The organism is Pseudomonas sp. NA-150 (genome assembly GCF_044336365.1).
Taxonomy (GTDB): Bacteria; Pseudomonadota; Gammaproteobacteria; order Pseudomonadales; family Pseudomonadaceae; genus Aquipseudomonas.
On the sequence record NZ_CP172305.1, the window covers coordinates 5,419,224 to 5,438,235 of the forward strand.

The window sequence follows — 19,012 nt, forward strand, 5'->3', positions numbered from 1 at the left end:
ATGCGCGTGCTGATTATCGAAGATGAAGAAAAAACCGCCGACTACCTGCATCGAGGTCTGACCGAGCAGGGTTACACGGTGGACGTTGCCCGCGACGGCATCGAGGGCCTGCACCTGGGGCTGGAGACCGACTACGCGGTGATCATCCTCGACGTCATGTTGCCCGGCCTCGACGGTTACGGCGTGCTGCGCGCGCTGCGGGCGAGAAAGCAGACGCCAGTGATCATGCTCACCGCCCGCGAGCAAGTGGACGACCGTATCCGCGGCCTGCGCGAAGGTGCGGACGACTATCTGGGCAAGCCGTTTTCGTTCCTCGAACTGGTGGCCCGCTTGCAAGCACTGACCCGCCGCAGCGGTGGTCATGAACCGGTGCAAATCAACATCGCCGACCTGTGGGTCGACCTGATCAGTCGCAAGGCCAGCCGCGCCGGCTTGCGTCTGGACCTCACAGCCAAGGAGTTTTCGTTGCTCAGCGTACTGGCCCGGCGTCAGGGTGAGATCTTGTCCAAGACCTCGATTGCCGAGATGGTCTGGGACATCAATTTCGACAGCGACGCCAACGTCGTCGAAGTGGCGATCAAACGCCTGCGTGCCAAGCTAGACGGGCCGTTCGAACAGAAACTGCTGCACACCATTCGCGGCATGGGTTATGTGCTGGAGAGCCGCAGTGCCGAGTAATTCCATCGCCCTGCGCTTGGGCAGCATGTTCGCGCTGGTCGCGATGCTGGTCTTCCTGCTGATTGGTTGGGCGCTTTATCTGCAAGTCGAAAAAGGCTTGGGCCAATTGCCGGCCGCCGAAGTCGACGCGCGTTACAGCGTGCTGCAATCCACCATCACCCGCTTCGGCACCCCGGACCATTGGGTCAAGGTCAGCGCCAAACTCAAGCTACTCAGCGAAGACGACAAACGCATTCGGTTCTGGGCCATCAGCGACAACCCGACCTATGAATTCGGCAACCCCTCCGACGAGGTCCGCGCGTTCGCCAAGGGCAAGCTGGGCATGCGCGATATGGTGCTCGCCGACCACGATTACCCGTTCAAGGTGTTGGTCAGCCAGTTCCCGGCCCAGGACCAACGCCCGCCTTTGCGCTTCTTGATCGCCATCGATACCGAGACCTTTTGGCAGACCCAGCACGAACTGCTGGTGGCCTTGGTCAGCCTCGCCGCGATTGGCATTCTGTTCGCTTCGGTACTGGGTTACTGGGTGGCGCGCATTGGCTTGAAACCCTTGGTCAGCCTGTCACTGGAAGCCCGCAAATTGACGCCGCCGCGGCTGTCCGGGCGCTTGCAACTGTCGCCACTGCCGCCGGAGCTGGACCACTTTGTCACCTCGTTCAACTCGACGCTGGAACGGGTTGAGCAGGCCTATTCGCGACTCGAATCGTTCAACGCTGACGTCGCTCACGAATTGCGTTCGCCACTGACTAACCTGATCGGCCAGACCCAGGTCGCGCTGACCCGTGGACGCTCCGCCGAGCATTACTTTGAGGTACTGCAATCCAACCTCGAAGAGCTTGAGCGGCTACGGTCGATCATCAACGACATGCTGTTTCTGGCCAGCGCCGACCAGGGCAGCAAGGCCACCGAACTGACCTCGACCTCAATGGCCGAAGAAGTCGCCACCACCTTGGACTACCTGGATTTCATCCTTGAAGACGCGCAAGTGCGCGTCGAGGTTCAGGGCGATGCCAGCGTGCGCATCGAAAAGGCTCACCTGCGCCGCGCCTTGATCAACCTGCTGCACAACGCGGTGCAACACACGGCGCCGGGGCAGATTATTCGGGTCGATATCCAGACCGAGGACGACCACGTCAGCATTGGTGTCGCTAACCCCGGCGATGAAATTGCCAGCGAACATTTGCCGATGCTGTTCGAACGCTTCTACCGCGTCGACGCCTCGCGCAGCAACAGTGGCGCCAATCACGGCCTGGGCCTGGCGATCGTCAAAGCCATTGCCTTGATGCATGGCGGCACCGTGTTTGTGCGCAGCCAGCAGGGCATTAATACGTTTGGGATCAACTTGCCGTTTTGAGCGGTGACTGACAGCGCGCCTTCGCCAACAAGTTGGCTCACACAACGATTTTGCTCCTGACGCAAAAACATTCGGCGGCTATTTTGACCTGTTGAATGCCCGCTGTTGCATTTCCTACATTTGATTCATACACAAATCAAAGACAGATCCGACTTGCAATAATTCGCAAAAAGAACTTTTAATGACCTCGCGAAATAAGCGGTTTCATTAACTGGATCCACTTCTTCAAACTTAATGAGTTGGATACAAATAATTATGTATCAAATCATATAGTTACATTAATTCAGTGTCATTGACACCCGTTGAACCCCGGAATTGACTTTGCCGCTTACCACCCGACCAATACCAGGCAAATGGTCTAGGCCCGAAATCATTTTGATTTTGGGCAGCGTCCTCGCCGTGGTCGCGATTCTGACCATCGTTACCTCGCTGTTGTTTCGCGAGCGCGACAGTGCACGGGACTTTGCCGCGCGCTCAGCGTCCAATATCGTTCAACTGATCGACGCGGATGTACTGCGCAACACAGAACTGTATGACACCTCATTGCAGGGCATGATTACCGCGTGGCAGCGCCCGGAGGTGCAGGCGCTGTCCCCGGAAATGCGCCAACTGGTGCTCTTCGACCGCTCGACAGCGGCCCCTTACAAGGGTGACCTGGTATTGCTGGACAAGCGCGGCAACATTCTTGCCGACTCATTGGACGTCACGCCCAGAACCGTCAACCTGGCCGACCGCGCGCATTTCCAGGCGCACCGCGACCACCCGGACCTGGGCCTGACCATCAGCGATCCCTTCAGACTGCACACCGGTTATCGCGACTGGTGCATCAGCTTCAGCCGACGCATGTCATCACCTGACGGTGAGTTCCTCGGCGTGGCCTCGGGGGCGATGCGCCTGGTGTATTTCGAAGAACTGTTCAAAACGCTGACCATCGGTCGCGACAGCAACGTCAACCTGATCAACACCCGTGGCGTTTTATTGGCACGACAGCCCGAAAGTGCGGACAGTGAAAGCCTGGTTGGCCAGGACTTCAGCCAGAGACCTAACTTCAAACGCTTTCTGAACGAAGCGGGGGGCAGCTTCACCAGCATCTCCAGCATCGATAAAAAAGAACGGTTGTATACCTTTTCCCGCGTGGGCCACTTGCCCTTGGTGGTAGTGGTCGGGCAGTCCGCCGAAGAGGTGTATGGGGTCTGGCGACACAATGCCCTGCTGGTCGGCATGGCCACCAGCGTCCTGTGTTTCGGCATCCTGTGGCTGACCTTCCTGCTGTGCCGCGAACTGCGCCTTCGCCAGAGCGCCGAATATGAACTCGCCGAATTGGCCACCACCGACGGCCTGACCGGTCTGGCCAACCGCCGCAAGCTCGATCACGTGCTGAAAACCGAATGGGCGCGCGGTCTGCGTTCGGGTAAGCCCATGTCGCTGCTGATGATCGACGTCGACCACTTCAAGGCTTTCAATGACCGCCATGGTCATCATGGCGGCGATGAAACCTTGCGCACCGTGGCACAGAGTATCGTCGGCAGCATCCGCCGCCCGGGCGATCTGGTGGCACGCTATGGCGGCGAAGAGTTTTCAGTCGTGCTGCCGGAAACACCGCTCAGGGGCGCGCAACTGATCGCCGAGAATATCCGCATCGCCATCGAAGCCCTGCCGCCGTTTGCCGGCGACCCGAACCCGATCACCGTGAGCATTGGCATTGCCTGCCAGGCTCAGCATTCTCGCGAGAGCCTCTCGGCGCTGGTCACGGCGGCCGACAAAGCGCTGTATGAGGCCAAGCACAACGGCCGCAACCGCGTGGAGCATGCCGTAACCGCAGCGCATCCCGAGTCGCTGCCGCAGTGATCCGGCTTTTTTCCCAGGAATAAAAAACGCCAGACTCGCTGGCGTTTTTCCGTTCCTGCCGCAATCGCTCAATTAACTGGCGGCACGGGCACGATCGCGCAAGACCTTGACTTGATCATGATTGCGCTGAGCCCCGTCCAATTGTTTCTGGATCAACACCACCACGTTGCTGGGCAGGTGCTTTTCATTAGCTTTTTGCAGCGCGTCCCGGTAAACCTTCAGCGCGTGGTCTTCACCGCGTTCTACTTCGTTCAGCACCGCCTCATCGCTTTTACCAGTGACCGCGGATTTCAGATCGACCCACGCCCGATGCAAGGACGCGCCGACCGTAGACGACGTCTCCGGATCGCCACCCAACACTCGAACCTCCGCCTGAAGTTCACGCACAGCCGTCGCGCACTCTTGCGAACGGGTGATGAAAAAACTCTTCACGGTCGGATTCTTGATGTCTTCGGCGCTGGTGTGGAAACCTTTTTCGCCATCCTTGCTGGTCTGGATCAGATCGTTAAGCAGCGAAATGGCTTCTTTGTTGATATCTGTCATGGTCAAACTCCTTTTCGGGTTATAGATGACAGTAGAAGGAGCAGCCTTCATGCCAGCCCACGGAATAAAAATTACTGACTAATATCAACAGGTTAAATATTACAAGAGACAGATCCATCGCGCTTTCTGCAAGAACTGTCGTTTGGCCTGCATGCAGAATGCACGTATCGTAGGACGGTCGCGGTAGAAACTTCCGACGGCACTTCCACCTTGAATGGCCTGCACATGAATCCGGAAAAACTTGAACTGCTGGTGACCCGCGAAATGCCCTACGGCAAATACAAAGGCCGCCTGATCGCCGATTTGCCGGGGCCGTATTTGAACTGGTTCGCCCGCGAAGGCTTTCCTTCCGGTGAGCTGGGTGCACTGCTGGCCTTGATGCACGAGATCGACCATAACGGCCTCGGCGCTCTGCTCGACCCATTACGCAAACGCAAACCGCGCACCTGATCCGCCCACCTGACAAGCGAGCCTGACATGCCTACCGATTACACCGCCGCCACCGCCCAGGAATGCGCCCGCGACGAAGACTTCTGGGCGCGTGTCGCGGCACGCTACGAAGTTGAACCGGGTCCGATCAACCTGGAAAACGGTTACTTTGGCCGCATGACCCGCAGCGTGGTCGAGGACTACCAACGCAACATCGCCGACATCAACGCCAGCAACTCGGTGTACGTGCGCTATCAGTTCGATGAAGTCGACAGCCAGTTGATTCGCGAGCAACTGGCGGCGATGGTCGAGGTGCCGACCGAAGAGATCGCCCTCACCCGTTGCGCCTCCGAATCGCTGCAAGCGCTGATCCGTAACTACAACGCCCTGCAACCGGGCGATCAGGTGCTGATCTGCGACCTGGACTACATCAGCGTGCAAAGTTCGATGCGCTGGCTGGCAAAAAGCCGTGGCGCGCAAGTGATTGAAATTCAACTGCCGCACCCGGCCACCTACGACACTCTGCTGGACTGCTACCGCGCTGCCTTCGAACGCTACCCGCGCTTGAAGTTGATGGCGTTGACCCACGTCACCCACCGTACCGGGCTGGTGATGCCGGTGCAGGCGATTGCTGCCATGGCCAAGGCCCAAGGCATCGACGTGATCCTCGACGGCGCCCATGCCCTTGGGCAATTGGAATTCAAGCTCGACGAACTGGGGGTAGCCTTCGCCGGTTACAACCTGCAGAAATGGATCGGCGCGCCGTTGAGCCTGGGCTTTATCTACATCGCCAAGGAACGTTTGTCAGCGATTGATCCGGACATGGGTGATACCCGCTACGCCGCCGACGACATACTCGGTCGCGCACCCTATGGCACACCGAATATTCCGGCGCTGTTGAGCCTGCCTCGGGTGTTCGACGAACATCAGGCTCTGGGCGGTGCGGCGATCAAGGGCGCACGCCTGAAGTACTTGCGCGACCTGTGGGTCAAGCCAATAAGAGCATTAGCGGGGATTGAGGTACTGACGCCGGATGATCCACGACTGTACTGCGGGATCACGGCGTTTCGCTTCACCGGCGTGGCGGATCAGCAGCCAATGGTCAAGCGTTTGCTGGAGGAGTACAACCTGTTCACCGTGGTGCGCAACGGTGCAGCCTGCGGGCAGTGCATTCGGATCACGCCGGGGTTCACCACTTCGGCGGAGCAGATCGAAACGTTGGTCTGGGCCTTACAAACGTTGAGTCAGGCCTGATAAAAAACACGGGGTCGTCCGACCAAGACGCCCCGTGAAAAGCCGTTTCACAAGCACTACAAACGTCTACAGCAACAACAACCAACCCATCACTTCACATCAAACAGAGCCACCGCCTCGGCACTGGCTTTCTCGACTTGTGCCCAATCGCCATTCTTGATCCAGGCGCTGTCGAGCATCCACGAGCCACCGACGCACATCACGTTCGGCAGTGCCATGTAAGCCTTCAAGTTGGACGGACCGACACCGCCAGTCGGGCAGAAACGCACTTCGGTGAAGGGGCCGCCGAGGGCTTTGATCGCTGCCACGCCACCGCTGATTTCAGCCGGGAACAGTTTGAAGCGACGATAGCCCAGGGCGTAACCGACCATGATTTCCGAGGCGCTGCTGATACCTGGCAGCATCGGCAGCGAACTTTCGACGCCAGCCTCCAGCAAGTCCTGAGTGCAACCTGGAGTGACGATGAATTGCGCACCGGCTGCTTCGGCGTCCGCAAGCATTTTGCGGTCGAGGATGGTGCCGGCACCGACACACAGTTCTGGGCGCTGCTCACGCAACACGCGGATAGCAGTCAGGCCGAACGCCGAGCGCAGGGTCACTTCCAGCGTGGTCAAACCGCCGGCGGCCAGGGCATCGGCCATCGGCAGGATGTCTTCTTCGCGGGAAATGGTAATCACCGGCAAAATCTTGGCTTTCGCGCAGAGTTCATCGATTTGGGCAATCTTGTTCGCCATGCTGTTAAGCGGCAGACCGTTTTCAGTTGTTTTCATGGCGGCGGATCCTTTGCTCATGGGCACCAGTAAATCTCTAACGAGGAGTTGAGGAAGGCACGGATCGGCATTTCGGCAAGGTCATCCCCTGCCAGCGCCGTGCGCAACGTGTCGAGTTTGGCCTGACCGGAAATGGACAGGATCGGCAGACGGGCCGACGCCAGGATCTGGCGTGTCAGGGTCAAGCGCTGGCGCGGAACCGTCGGCGCCAGCATCGGCAGGCAGCGACGCTCGCCGTCGAGGCGCAAGGCTTCGCTCAGGTTCGGGCTATTGGGGAACAACGAGGCGGTGTGCCCGTCGTCGCCCATGCCCAGAATCAGGACATCGATGGGCGGCAGCTCAGCCACGGCGCTGTCAGCATCCAGTGCCGCTTGTTCAACACTGGCAGCAGCGCTGTACAAACCGATGAAACGCGCCTTGGCCGCAGGGCCCTGGAGCAAGTAACGCTTCAGCAGGCCAGCGTTGCTGTCGGCATGTTCCACCGGCACCCAACGTTCGTCGGCAAGGCTGATCACCACTTTCGACCAGTCGAGCTGTTGCTGGGCCAGGTTCTGGAAAAACGCCACCGGGCTTCGGCCACCGGAAACCACCAGGGTCGCCGTGCCGTTGGCACTGATCGCCGCTGACAATGCTTTGGCCACGTTGTTCGCCAGCTCAGTGGCCAGCGCCACCGGACTGTTCAGCTCGTGAGCCTTCAGCCCCGCTGGCAGTTGCAGTTTAGATATCGCCATACCACGACCTCCCATCTCGAGTAATCAGTGCAATGGAGCTCATCGGCCCCCATGACCCGGCCGCGTAAGGCTTGGGCGCATCGCCGGCCTTTTTCCAGCCGGCGATCAGTTGGTCACACCACTGCCATGCGTACTCAATTTCATCTTTACGGACAAACAGGTTCTGATTGCCGCGCATGACTTCCAGCAACAACCGCTCGTAGGCGTCGGGGGTCCGCGCGCTGCGATAGGTGTCGGAAAAACTCAATTGCAACGGACCGCTACGCAGCTGCATGCCCTTGTCCAGGCCCTGATCCTTGGTCATCACCTGCAAGGAAATGCCTTCGTCCGGCTGCAGGCGAATGATCAAGCGGTTGCTGATCTGCATGCGCTGCTCGGGGGCGAAGATGTAGTGCGGCGGCTCTTTGAAATGGATCACGATCTGCGACAGCTTTTGCGCCATGCGCTTGCCGGTACGCAGGTAGAACGGCACACCAGCCCAACGCCAGTTGCGAATGTCGGCACGCAGGGCGACGAAGGTTTCTGTGTCGCTCTGGGTGTTGGAATTTTCTTCTTCCAGGTAGCCCGGCACCGGCTTGCCTTCGCTGTAACCGGCGATGTACTGGCCACGCACCACCTGAGTGGCGAGGCGTTCCGGAGTGAAGGGCACCAGCGCCTTGAGCACCTTGACCTTCTCGTCACGAATACTGTCGGCCGACAGGTCGCTCGGCGGGTCCATGGCAATCAGGCAAAGCAGTTGCAGCAGGTGGTTCTGGATCATGTCGCGCAATTGCCCGGCCTGATCGAAGTAGCCCCAACGGCCTTCGATGCCGACTTGTTCCGCGACGGTGATTTCCACGTGGGAAATGTGATTCTGGTTCCACTGGGTTTCGAACAGGCTGTTGGCGAAACGCAGCGCAATCAGGTTCTGTACGGTTTCCTTGCCCAGGTAGTGGTCGATCCGATAGACACGGTTCTCCGGGAAGAACTGTGCGACCGCATCGTTGACCCGACGCGACGAAGCCAGGTCGTGGCCAATCGGCTTTTCCAGGACCACACGGGTGCGGTTGGTCAGGTCGACCAAATGCAGATTTTCGCAAATCGCGCCGTACACCGACGCCGGCGTGGCGAAATAGGCGATCATTGTTTCAGCGTCGCCAACGGCTTCCGCCAGGGCAACGTAATCCTCAGCCTTGAGGAAATCCACGTGCAGGTACGTCAGGCGCTCCTGAAAACGGCGGACCACCGCTTCATCGAGCTCAGCGGCCGGCACGAAGCGGCGCAGGTGAGTGTCGATGTTCGCCAAGTGCTGCTCTGTGCCGCCTGGCTCGCGCGCCAGCGCAATAATGCGCGTGTCGGCGTGCAGCAATCCCGCGTGATCCAGCTGGTACAGCGCGGGAAACAGCTTGCGCAACGCCAGATCGCCCAGCGCGCCAAACAAGGCAAAAGTGCAGGGTTCAACCGTTATCAGAGGCATAATGTTTGTTCTTTTATCAAGTTAGGCTACAAATACCTTTTTTAAAGGCATATCTCAAGGCCAAATGTAGTAATAACCACAACATTTCGTCTAAAACCAGAATCTTATGGTGATCCACGAGGCCCGTCAGTACGATAGGCCACCTTTGCCCGCCTCTGGAAGTCTCTCGATGACAGGCACCCGATAAGGACACTAAATGGACCGTACGCGTAACCTCCTGGAGCAAATCCAGGGCCGTCTCGACGAATTGAACAAGGCCGAGCGCAAAGTCGCCGAGATCATCTTGCTCAACCCGCAGCAAGCGACTCGCCTGAGCATTGCCGCGCTGGCCCAGAGCGCCAAGGTCAGCGAGCCTACGGTCAACCGTTTCTGCCGTTCGTTCGGGGTCAGTGGCTATCCCGAGCTGAAACTGCAACTGGCACAGAGCCTGGCCAGCGGCGCGGCGTATGTCAGCCGCGCGGTAGAAGCCGATGATAACCCCGAGGCCTATACCCGGAAAATCTTCGGCAGCGCCATCGCGTCGCTGGACAGCGCCCTGCAACAGCTTGACCCGAACCTGATCAGCAAGGCCGTGGACATGTTGATCCAGGCGCGGCAGATCCACTTCTTCGGCCTCGGCGCTTCCGCACCGGTGGCGCTGGACGCGCAGCACAAATTCTTCCGCTTCAACCTGGCAGTGACTGCCCACGCCGATGTGCTGATGCAACGCATGATCGCCTCCGTGGCTCATACCGGCGAATTGTTCGTGATCATCTCCTACACCGGCCGCACCCGTGAACTGGTGGAAGTCGCACGCATTGCCCGCGAAAACGGCGCTTCGGTACTCGGCCTGACCGCCGAAGGCTCACCCCTGGCCAAGGCCAGCAGCGTCAGCCTGAACATTCCGCTGCCGGAAGACACCGACATCTATATGCCGATGACCTCGCGGATCATTCAACTCACGGTACTCGACGTACTGGCCACCGGCATGACCCTGCGCCGCGGCGTGGACTTCCAGCCGCACCTGCGCAAGATCAAGGAAAGCCTGAATGCCAGCCGTTATCCGATTGATGATGAGTTGAGCTGAGACTTCAACTAAGCCAATGCGCCTGAACGCTCAGGCGCACCTGCCATCGGCCATCGGCCATCGGCCATCGGCCAGGTGCACAGCATCAGAATTGAAGAACTCATGCGTATGAAATCAACTACGGCCTACAAAAAAAATAAAATAAACACTGTAGGAATTCCGGGCACTTATAGACAGATATCCACCCCTCAGACGGGTGATATTTTACTGAAAAATAAAAACATCTAAAAACCACCCACCTCTATTTCCATTACAAAATAATATTTGGTCTTTTTTTAAATTCAATAAATCAATTCGACCCTTATTTCCTTTATCCAACGCAGATACCCCGCGGACTTTCTACTCACCAACTATCAACAACTTGAAACTATTAAAACGCCGAAACACAACAGCAGCCCCCCTACCGCAAGCGCGCCACCGCAATATCTCGAAAATACCAAAGGTCACCCAAACCCTGTTCCTCTGTACTCTTTGTCTCAAGCCACTCCCACTAACACGGGCCTGCGCACTCCAGATACATCGAACTCACACAGAGCACTGATTAAAATGACCGAAAAAAACCATCTACTATTAAACATCATCCAGTCAGCGGAATCGCCCATCACGGATTTCTCTAACCCGGACATAACCCACTCGCCAATAAACGACACTGAGTCGAAAACCACTGCGTTCGAAGCTGCATTGAAAGAGTTCGATATCACCTCGATTTTTGACATCATTCGACAACCAAAGTCAAGTTTCTGCCAACAGCTCGCCGCTTTAAGCGAGAAAAGCCCCGCTTTGAAAGAGGTGAATGCGGAACTCACTTATGACCACGCGATGTGTTATGCCATCCAGATTGGCCGGCTATACCGAGAGCAACAAACCTCTTCGCCTGATGCCGTCCAGTCCAGTCCGACCGGCACTAGGGCCTTGATTGAAAAAACACCTGACTACCCAAGTTACGAAAACCTGTTTAAGGAAAAATGGGGCGAGTTCTGCAAGGTGGGGGCCATCTCCGCCATCGACTCGCCCGTTGCTTATCTGACATCGCTCTATCGTTTGATTACCACTGTCGTGGAACCCAACGGCGAGGGGATCACCTCCAAGATACCGCTTGACGCCAGGCGCCCGGATTTAAAAGAGTTGGTGGTGAATCAGCAAACAACCTTTACCCCGCTCCCCATGCTGACCATCGTCAACGAGGTGCTGAGCAAAGGCATCGAAGATTTTTTGGGCAAGAATGCCGCCCCACTCAACCAGCAGTTAGCCGAAAAGCGTCACCCGTTTGTGTTTCCTTACCACTTTGCCCATCATCAATGCCAACTTGGCTTGGCCGCTAAAAATCACCAACTCGGCGAAATCAACTACCGCATTGCTCGAATCCTGCCAACCGGTCGCGATGCAGACAATGGGTTCGGCAATCAAACTTCGAACTCCACCAGCGCTACAGCACAGGCTCTGCTTTCGGGTCTTAGCCCTCAGCAGCAATCAGTAATCACTGAACCGACGTTGTTTTCTGATTTCTACCTCTCCAGAGCAGATACAGTCGCGGGTAGATGGATTTCTCCAGGCAGCAGCACATTCTCTCCTTGGCAGGCGTTGGAATACGGCTACGTTCTGCCAAAACAAAGTAGTATTAAAAGCTGTACGCCTGACGCGTCGGCGCTCACCCGCGCAACTAGCCCCACGTTCAATACCTTAGAGATCAATTTTACAAAGCCAGGCTCAGCCGACCGCCCATTGAAATTTCATCTAGCGTCCCATCTACGTGTATCCAAAGCCGAACGCCAAATACACTTCACTTACCGGAGCGGGCTCGATACAAAATGCCTGAATATCAACTTCCAAAAAGGTGAGAATCTTCCAACTGAACACGGCTACAAAGCCACTTTTCACATAGTAGCAATCGCCAGCGGGGGGCTCGAGCTTCCTGGCACGCCTCAAAAAGCATTCATGGCACGTAGCTTCACTATTTCTCTAGATGATGTTGGCAGTAATGATTATTTGCTCACCGACTCAGAACAGCATTTTTTCAAAGGCCACTACGGTGTTGAATTTTCATTAAGCAACCAGAATCCGTTGATAGCACTCGATACCTTCATGGATCAAAGCGGATTGAATGCCGACACCGTCGAAGCGTTGCTTGCACTGCGTCGCCACGCGCCGAAAGTCTCGGCCAATTGCCAATCCCTCAACCCGTTGCATATCGGGGTTGCCGGTGCATTGGCATTCCCTTACTCGTCCCACTACGGTGCAGGTTACGTCAATGGCGTAGGTGCTTGGGCTTCGAAAAAAAACTCGGAAGACTACGTAGACAACTCACTGGGCTTGAAAGAGGTCGATACTGCTACCGGTAAAGCCTGGCACATGACCAACACCTCGCTGCAGCGCTTCGACCGCCTGCAACGGATGATCCGCCTACAACGCTGGATGAATATCCCCTTCGCAGAGTTGGACACCCTGATCGTGGCGGCGATACGCGCCGAAGGTGAGGCCAACCTGACAATGGCGCTCAACGACAACACCTTGCGCACACTGGGGGTGTTCCGCTACCTCAGCCAACGCTACGGCATCAAGGCCGAAGAGTTCGCTGCCTTCCTTTATTACCTGTCGCCGTATGCCGACGGTGATCGCACTCCACTGTTCGATGAGGTGTTTAACAGCCCTGCCCTTTTGATACCCCACTTATCCTGGATCAGACCGCTTTCGAGACCACGAACACCGACCCCGGACAGCAGAAGACCGTTTACCAACTGTGCGCCGGCCTGGGTTTACAGCCGACGCAATCCTCCCTTGAACGCCTTGCACACAATACCCGGACCTACGTTGGCCCGTTACGGCGTTCGCTGGCGGTCGTGTCCTCGCTATACCGGCAGGCACGCATAGCCCAGATGTTCGGCTTGTCTGCCGAAGACGGGTGGGCGCTAGCCGACCTTCTGGGCGGCGCCAGTTACCACAAGGCGTTGACGTCGGGCGCCTTGCGCACGTCAGGCGACCAGCCGGATATTCTCGACGTACTGATGCAAATGGACTGGGCAGTGACTTGGCTCAAGGAAACCAAACTGAACATCAGCACCGTGCGCGGTCAGATAGGATTGGACACCACGACGTTGGTTCCCACCCAGGCGCTGATCGATCGTCTTGAACGACTGCATCAGGACGTAGAACAGACCCAGATCACCGAACAACAGGTGCAACAGCTCAATCTGCCTACTTCTTCGCCAACCTCATTCAACTGGTTTTCCGAGCTCAAGCGCACGCTGATCAACGACGGCGGGCTGGTCAAGGCGCTGCCACTGCAACCGATCGAAGATGTAAAAGCTCAACTGGCGACCGCGCTTAATGCGCTGATCAAGCCGCTGAAACTCAGTGATGCGCACAAGACCCAAGTCGAGACCAAACTCTGCGAACTGCTGTTGATTGCCCATGACCGCCAACTGCGGCTGATCGAGGGATTACTGCAAGAGGTGGCCAATCTGCCCATGGACCGTGCAGCAGTGGTCACCCATTGGGCCGGTTTGTCGGCAGAAACCCTGCTGACTACCGTCAACGCGGCTGCGAAAAAGCGCAGCCTGACCCTGGAGAGCTTTGACCCTGAGCTGCTGCAATCGCTCCAACGGCTGTTTCGCCATGCTCACATCGCACAGACCTTTAACTTGAGCGAGCTGGCACTGCGGCTGTTCCTGGCGTCCCCCCTCGTGGTTGGGCACACCCATCGTAACCGCTGTTCCGTCCTTGGCATCGCTGTACTTGCTCGAACGCTATAGCTACCTAGTCAACAACCTCGATAAACCGGAAGCCGAGTTATTGAATTACCTGTCGTTGGCTAACTTTTCTGCTCCCACGTCGGCCGCCGACGAAAACATCCCTCACGTGCTGGCCCAACTCTTGAGCTGGAGCAAAAGCGAAATTCTCACGCTGATCCAGACCCTCCCCGGCCGACAGGCCACCACGGTCGCCGAAGTTGACTGGCTCTACCGCTGCAAAAATACCTGCCAGGCCAGCGGACTGACCGCAGCAAGCCTGCTGCTTGCCACAACATTGAATCCCGCCAGCCCAGCCTCTGACTGGCAAGCCGTGGGCGAAGCCGCTATGGCGGCGAGCCGTTAATCGATACCTCTACTTTTAATGATCAAAGGAATGATTATGTCTACATCCATCGACAGCCAGCTTAATGAAACCCTACGGGATGCGCTGGTGGCCTATTATCTCGGTGAGGTCGCTACCAACAGTCCGAAACTGGCTGAGCTCGGGCTCACCCACAAACTGAAAAACGCTGACGACCTTTATCAGTTCCTGCTGCTGGATGTCCAGGTCAGCCAGGAAGTGCAAACCAGTTGGGTGGCCTCAGCCATCAGCAGTTTGCAGCAATATATCAATGGCATCTTGATGGGGATGGAACCGGGTTATGAAAGCAAGACCCTGGAACCTCACCAGATCTCGCTTTGGCGCGATCAACAGGCGCAATACCCGATCTGGGCGGCCAACCAACAACTGGCGTGGTACCCGGAAATTTATATTGATCCGAGCTTGCGCCTGAAGAAATCCGATTATTTTCGCCAATTGGAAAACGACATCAATCAAAATAAAATTGAAGTCGATACGGTTCAAGAAGCGGTTAAGACGTACCTGACCAACTTCGAGGAAGTGGCTAATTTAAGCATTGTTAACGGTTATATTGACACCGACGACTTTGCCAATGGCACATATTATTTTATTGGTAAATCCCGTGGCGAGACTGCCTATTACTGGCGCTCTGTGGACATGTCTCAGCGTAGTTTCAAGGCCGGTGCCGACGGTCCAAAACATGACACCCCGCAACCCGGCGCCTGGTCAGACTGGAGAAAAGCCAGCCTGCCGATTTCTGAGAATGCGGTGGAACACACTATTCGCCCGGTACATTTCAACAACCGCTTGTTCGTGAGCTGGCTGGAATATATTTCCAGCGACAGCTCGACCTTCGAAAGCACCTATGACGAGGACCCTAAATTCAAGACTCGATCCTTGGTTCGAATGAACATGGTCTACAAAAAATATGATAATAGCTGGAGCGCACCACACACCTACATGATGTGGCATACGGACGCGGATCCAAAAACATTGGACAGCATAGCGGTTCAGGACTCGACTACTTCATTGCTAATTGCCATGTATGCCGGTTACCGAGCCGGGTCCGATAAAGAGGGTACGAGTGATACCTATTCATTTCTTAAAACAGCAAGAGTCGACAAAAATTTCAATACACTTCCCCTATTCCCTACCCTGGGTTTGGTTCCGGATAAATCTTCACAACCTGTGAAGCAGGCCCATGTCCTGAACGTGGCACGGACTTTTGCGCTGACCAACAAAAATCGGTTTCAATTCAAAACTCCCGACTTGAAAATATCGATTAAAAGTGTGAAGAACCTCACCCCAGGTGCAGGAGTCAAGGACTGGAACATAAATCAATGGCAACCTAATATACGGGATCTACATCTGCATACTGACATCCGCTACAACCCTACGACGAGTCTCCTGGAGTTCAGCTCAAAAGTAAACCAACCCTTCCAAATGCCGATTCAAACAATCACTATTAATTTTACAATCCGCACGAATGTAACACACACGATTACCCTGATAACCAGAGCCGTTTCGACCGATTCCCACCACTTACTTCTTCCTGGCTCTGGAATTAGCCCTCCACTTCCTTTTCGCCACTCCAGTATTCCGTATGATTTCTTTGATTTCGATCTACTCGGCCCAACCGGGATAACTATTGATTGGTGCCGGAGCTTTATATGCGACTCTCCTTTCGATACAAAACTCACACTTCCTAAGCCAGTGGCAAATATTGCTTCACTTTCAGGAAAATATGTTAAAAATACCGCAAGACAAATTATTTCCAACCCATCAAAATCCATAGATTTTCTACAGTACAACGGGCATTATGGCGATGGCTATTACGATAGATATAGCAGCACCAGATTGACACTTACCCGACCAGCATTATTAAATTACCAACACTACATTGCCAGACCTACACAAATCAGTAACGCATGGCCAGCAACTCGATTAACAGAACAAACAGATCTAAAAATATCTACTCGATATACCTCTATCACACACGTTAACTCGTTGACCTACAGCATCCCAATCAACGAAGAAACACTGCTTCCCGACTGGGGCACCACCTGGCCCGCTGGAAAAAAAGAAATCCCTTTTATCCATGGCGTTTTGGTTCAGGACGGTAACAACCAGAATAGATACTTGGGCGCGGCTACCAAAGGTGTCACTGTTGAATTACAGCTTCTTCCCGCCACCTCAAAAGACCTGAAAGCCCCCAAAATAAATACCCATCACAGCGAATCCTTGGGCACTGCCGAATTTATTGACTTCAACGACTCGGATATCAGCAGAACTGACGGATCTACCTCGGCAAACCGTTCGCCCCTGCGAATGAATACGCTATTTGCCCGTGAGTTGACCGAAAAGGCCAACGTTGCCCTGGAATACTTACTGTCTTGGGAAACCCAAGGGCTGCCAGAGCCGCCCATGCAGAACAGCGGCGGAAAACCGGACCATATGGATTTCCACGGAGCCAACGGCCTGTATTTTTGGGAGCTGTTCCTGCACCTGCCATTCTTGATATCCCATCGTCTGAACCTAGAGCAGGACTTCACTGAGGCAGAGCGCTGGATGGGCTTTATCTTCGACCCTGGCCGCAAGGCCGATACAAGTATTGCGCGCCCCGCGTTCTGGAATGTACGGCCACTGGTAGAAGAAAAAACCAGCTCGAGCTACTCGACCCTTGCCGCGACTGACCCGGATGGTATCGCCAGCAGCCACCCGATTCGTTACCAAAAAGCCGTGTACAACCACTACCTGAAAAACCTGATTGACCAAGGCGACGCCGCGTATCGGCAGTTGACCCCCGATAGCCTCGGCGAAGCCAAGCTGTGGTACGTGCGAGTGCTGGACCTGTTAGGCAACCGTCCGGATATCAGGCTGATCGATCATTGGACGCCCGTCTCGTTGCAGAAACTGTCCAGGGATAAAAATCAGAAGCTCAGAGCTTTCGAGATGCAATTGAATAATCAGGATCAATTGCGCCTGCAAAGTCAGCAAGCCAATAACGGGGTGTCTGAGTACACCTTCGAACAACCGCCACTGCGGCTGCGATCGTTCGCCGAAGACCCGACGCTGCCCGAGATCGACAACCCGTACCTGCGCCTACCGATCAACTTCAAGCTGGTTGCCCTGTGGGACACCCTTGAATCGCGCCTGAGTAACCTGCGCAATAACCGGACCCTCGACGGTAAACCCCTGTCCTTGCCGATATTCGCAGCACCGCTGGACCCGAGGGATGTACTGGCCGCATTTGGTCAAGGCGCAACAGGTGGCAAAGGCAGCCGCTTGTTGACACTCGATACACCGCACTATCGGTTCTCGATCATGCACAGCCGGGCCAATGCTGCGGTGGAAACCCTGATGCAATTCGGCAATACCCTGTTGTCGCTGATCGAACGCAAGGAGCAGGCTGAACTGCTCGAGCTGCAACATCAACAAGCCTGGGATTTCGCTCAGTTCGCCATCGATCTGCAAAAGCAGGCACTGAAGATCGACCAGGAAAACCGCGAAGCGCTGCTCGCCAGCCGGCGAATCGTTGAGGGGCGTCTGGCCTTTTACAGCGAGCGCAGTGATGAGATCGTCAGCCCGGGCGAGATTGCTGCCGGTGCCGCCCACCTTGTAGGTCGGCATGCAGAAACGGTTTCAGCCGTTGCCAACATTGTTGGAAGCGCACTTAAAACAGTGCCAAACCAATATGGTGTGATTGTCGGTTTCTCTAACGGTGCAATAACGGGCGGATGGCGCCTTGAAGGCCCGGCAGAAATGATCAGCGCAGCCGCATCAGGCGTCGCGGCGACTTCACACGGTATCGGTGAAGCCCTGGATCGCGTCGAGCAATACCGCCGTCGTCATCAAGAATGGATGCACGCTCGCGATCAGGCACAACTGGAAACCCAACAGATCGACGCCCAGCTCAAGGTGCTGGACGAGCAGGATCAGGTCACGGCCCTGCAATTGCGTCAGGCAGAAACCGCTCTCGAACAGGCGAAAATCACTTACGCCTTCCTTGGCAAACGCTTCACCAAGTCCCAGCTGTATCAGTGGCTCAACGGCCAGCTCGCGTCTTTCTACTACCAGGTGTATGACGCCACTCTGTCACTGTGCCTGGCCGCCGAGGCCAGCTGGCAATACGAGCTGGCTGACTTCTCCACCCGTTTCATTCAAACCGGGGCCTGGAACGATGCTTATCGCGGCTTGACCGCTGGCGAGTCGTTGAAACTCAATCTGCTGAAAATGGAGAGCGCCTACCTGAGTCGTAACGAACGAGTATTGGAAATCAGCAAAACCGTCTCGCTGCGCCAGCTCAAGGCTAAAGACTCGGCGTCTGCGCTCAACAAAGACTGGGAAACGGTATACACCAAGCTGCAAGCGGACGGCAGTGTGGACTTCGAACTGACGCAGCCCATGTTCGACAATGACTACCCTGGCCAGTATTGCCGACGCATCAAGCGCATCAGCGTTTCCCTACCCGTCACACTCGGCCCCTATGAGGACATTCGCGCCACGCTGACGCAGACCTACAACAAGGCCGAGCTGGCCAACAACGTGGGCGCAAGTGTCCGCGAGAACCTGCGCGCCAGTCAGCAGATCGCACTATCGAGTGGTGTCGACGACGACGGAATGTTCACCTTGAACTTCGATGATGAGCGCTACCTGCCGTTCGAAGGTACGGGCGCAATTTCCCGTTGGTCCTTGAGGTTCCCGGCTCATGCGGATCAAAAAACCATGCTTGAGTCGCTGACCGACATCATTGTGCATGTCCAGTACACGGCCAAGGCCGGGACAGGAGCTTGA

Annotated in this window: 14 protein-coding genes; 10 read left to right on the forward strand and 4 right to left on the reverse strand. The window is 55.9% G+C overall.

Going from position 1 to position 19,012, the window contains the following annotated elements:
* The 3 genes from ACF0H7_RS25550 (at nt 1) to ACF0H7_RS25560 (ending at nt 3,880) form a co-directional block, all read left to right on the forward strand.
* Nucleotides 1-678, forward strand: a complete 678-nt coding sequence (locus tag ACF0H7_RS25550; protein ID WP_397449614.1) for a heavy metal response regulator transcription factor — start codon at nt 1-3, stop codon at nt 676-678.
* Nucleotides 668-2,032 carry a heavy metal sensor histidine kinase gene (locus tag ACF0H7_RS25555; RefSeq protein ID WP_397449615.1) on the forward strand — a complete coding sequence of 455 codons (1,365 nt, stop codon included), beginning with the start codon at nt 668-670 and terminating at the stop codon, nt 2,030-2,032. The genes ACF0H7_RS25550 and ACF0H7_RS25555 overlap by 11 nt, the downstream gene beginning before the upstream one ends.
* A gap of 315 nt (nt 2,033-2,347) precedes the next feature.
* Nucleotides 2,348-3,880 (forward strand): diguanylate cyclase, encoded by a 1,533-nt coding sequence (locus ACF0H7_RS25560; RefSeq protein ID WP_397449616.1) that lies wholly within the window; start codon nt 2,348-2,350, stop codon nt 3,878-3,880.
* A 72-nt stretch (nt 3,881-3,952) separates the two neighbouring features.
* Here ACF0H7_RS25560 and ACF0H7_RS25565 read toward each other — a convergent pair whose 3' ends face one another.
* Nucleotides 3,953-4,423: a PA2169 family four-helix-bundle protein gene (locus ACF0H7_RS25565; protein ID WP_397449617.1), complete on the reverse strand. Its 471-nt coding sequence runs from the start codon at nt 4,421-4,423 to the stop codon at nt 3,953-3,955.
* 225 nt (nt 4,424-4,648) lie between these two features.
* On the opposite strand from ACF0H7_RS25565, the gene ACF0H7_RS25570 reads away from it, so the two are divergent.
* On the forward strand, nt 4,649-4,873 hold the full coding sequence (locus ACF0H7_RS25570; protein ID WP_397449618.1) for a DUF3820 family protein: 225 nt from the start codon (nt 4,649-4,651) through the stop codon (nt 4,871-4,873).
* A 27-nt stretch (nt 4,874-4,900) separates the two neighbouring features.
* The gene (locus tag ACF0H7_RS25575) at nt 4,901-6,106 is read left to right on the forward strand and encodes an aminotransferase class V-fold PLP-dependent enzyme (protein ID WP_397449619.1); all 1,206 of its coding nucleotides are present in this window, start codon (nt 4,901-4,903) and stop codon (nt 6,104-6,106) included.
* 89 nt (nt 6,107-6,195) lie between these two features.
* Here the strand turns inward: ACF0H7_RS25575 and ACF0H7_RS25580 are convergent, their stop codons facing one another.
* Genes ACF0H7_RS25580 through zwf form a run of 3 tightly spaced genes read right to left on the reverse strand, consistent with a single transcriptional unit; the run spans nt 6,196 to nt 9,063 of the window.
* Entirely contained in the window at nt 6,196-6,897 is a 702-nt protein-coding gene (locus tag ACF0H7_RS25580; protein WP_397449620.1) for a bifunctional 4-hydroxy-2-oxoglutarate aldolase/2-dehydro-3-deoxy-phosphogluconate aldolase, read from the reverse strand.
* On the reverse strand, nt 6,894-7,607 hold the full coding sequence (gene pgl / locus ACF0H7_RS25585) for a 6-phosphogluconolactonase (RefSeq protein WP_397449621.1): 714 nt from the start codon (nt 7,605-7,607) through the stop codon (nt 6,894-6,896). The genes ACF0H7_RS25580 and pgl overlap by 4 nt, the downstream gene beginning before the upstream one ends.
* Complete coding sequence (zwf, locus tag ACF0H7_RS25590) at nt 7,594-9,063, reverse strand: glucose-6-phosphate dehydrogenase (protein WP_397449622.1); 1,470 nt, start codon at nt 9,061-9,063, stop codon at nt 7,594-7,596. Before zwf ends, pgl begins: the two co-directional genes overlap by 14 nt.
* A gap of 196 nt (nt 9,064-9,259) precedes the next feature.
* Between zwf and ACF0H7_RS25595 the strand changes: the two genes are divergently transcribed.
* From ACF0H7_RS25595 to ACF0H7_RS25615, 5 genes are all read left to right on the forward strand, one after another.
* Nucleotides 9,260-10,129, forward strand: coding sequence for a MurR/RpiR family transcriptional regulator (locus ACF0H7_RS25595; protein WP_397449623.1), 870 nt, complete (start codon nt 9,260-9,262; stop codon nt 10,127-10,129).
* 546 nt (nt 10,130-10,675) lie between these two features.
* Nucleotides 10,676-12,997 (forward strand): Tc toxin subunit A, encoded by a 2,322-nt coding sequence (locus ACF0H7_RS25600; RefSeq protein WP_397449624.1) that lies wholly within the window; start codon nt 10,676-10,678, stop codon nt 12,995-12,997.
* A 5-nt stretch (nt 12,998-13,002) separates the two neighbouring features.
* Nucleotides 13,003-13,878, forward strand: a complete 876-nt coding sequence (locus ACF0H7_RS25605; protein ID WP_397449625.1) for a hypothetical protein — start codon at nt 13,003-13,005, stop codon at nt 13,876-13,878.
* Nucleotides 13,862-14,221, forward strand: coding sequence for a hypothetical protein (locus ACF0H7_RS25610; RefSeq protein ID WP_397449626.1), 360 nt, complete (start codon nt 13,862-13,864; stop codon nt 14,219-14,221). Before ACF0H7_RS25605 ends, ACF0H7_RS25610 begins: the two co-directional genes overlap by 17 nt.
* A gap of 36 nt (nt 14,222-14,257) precedes the next feature.
* Entirely contained in the window at nt 14,258-19,012 is a 4,755-nt protein-coding gene (locus tag ACF0H7_RS25615) for a neuraminidase-like domain-containing protein (RefSeq protein ID WP_397449627.1), read from the forward strand.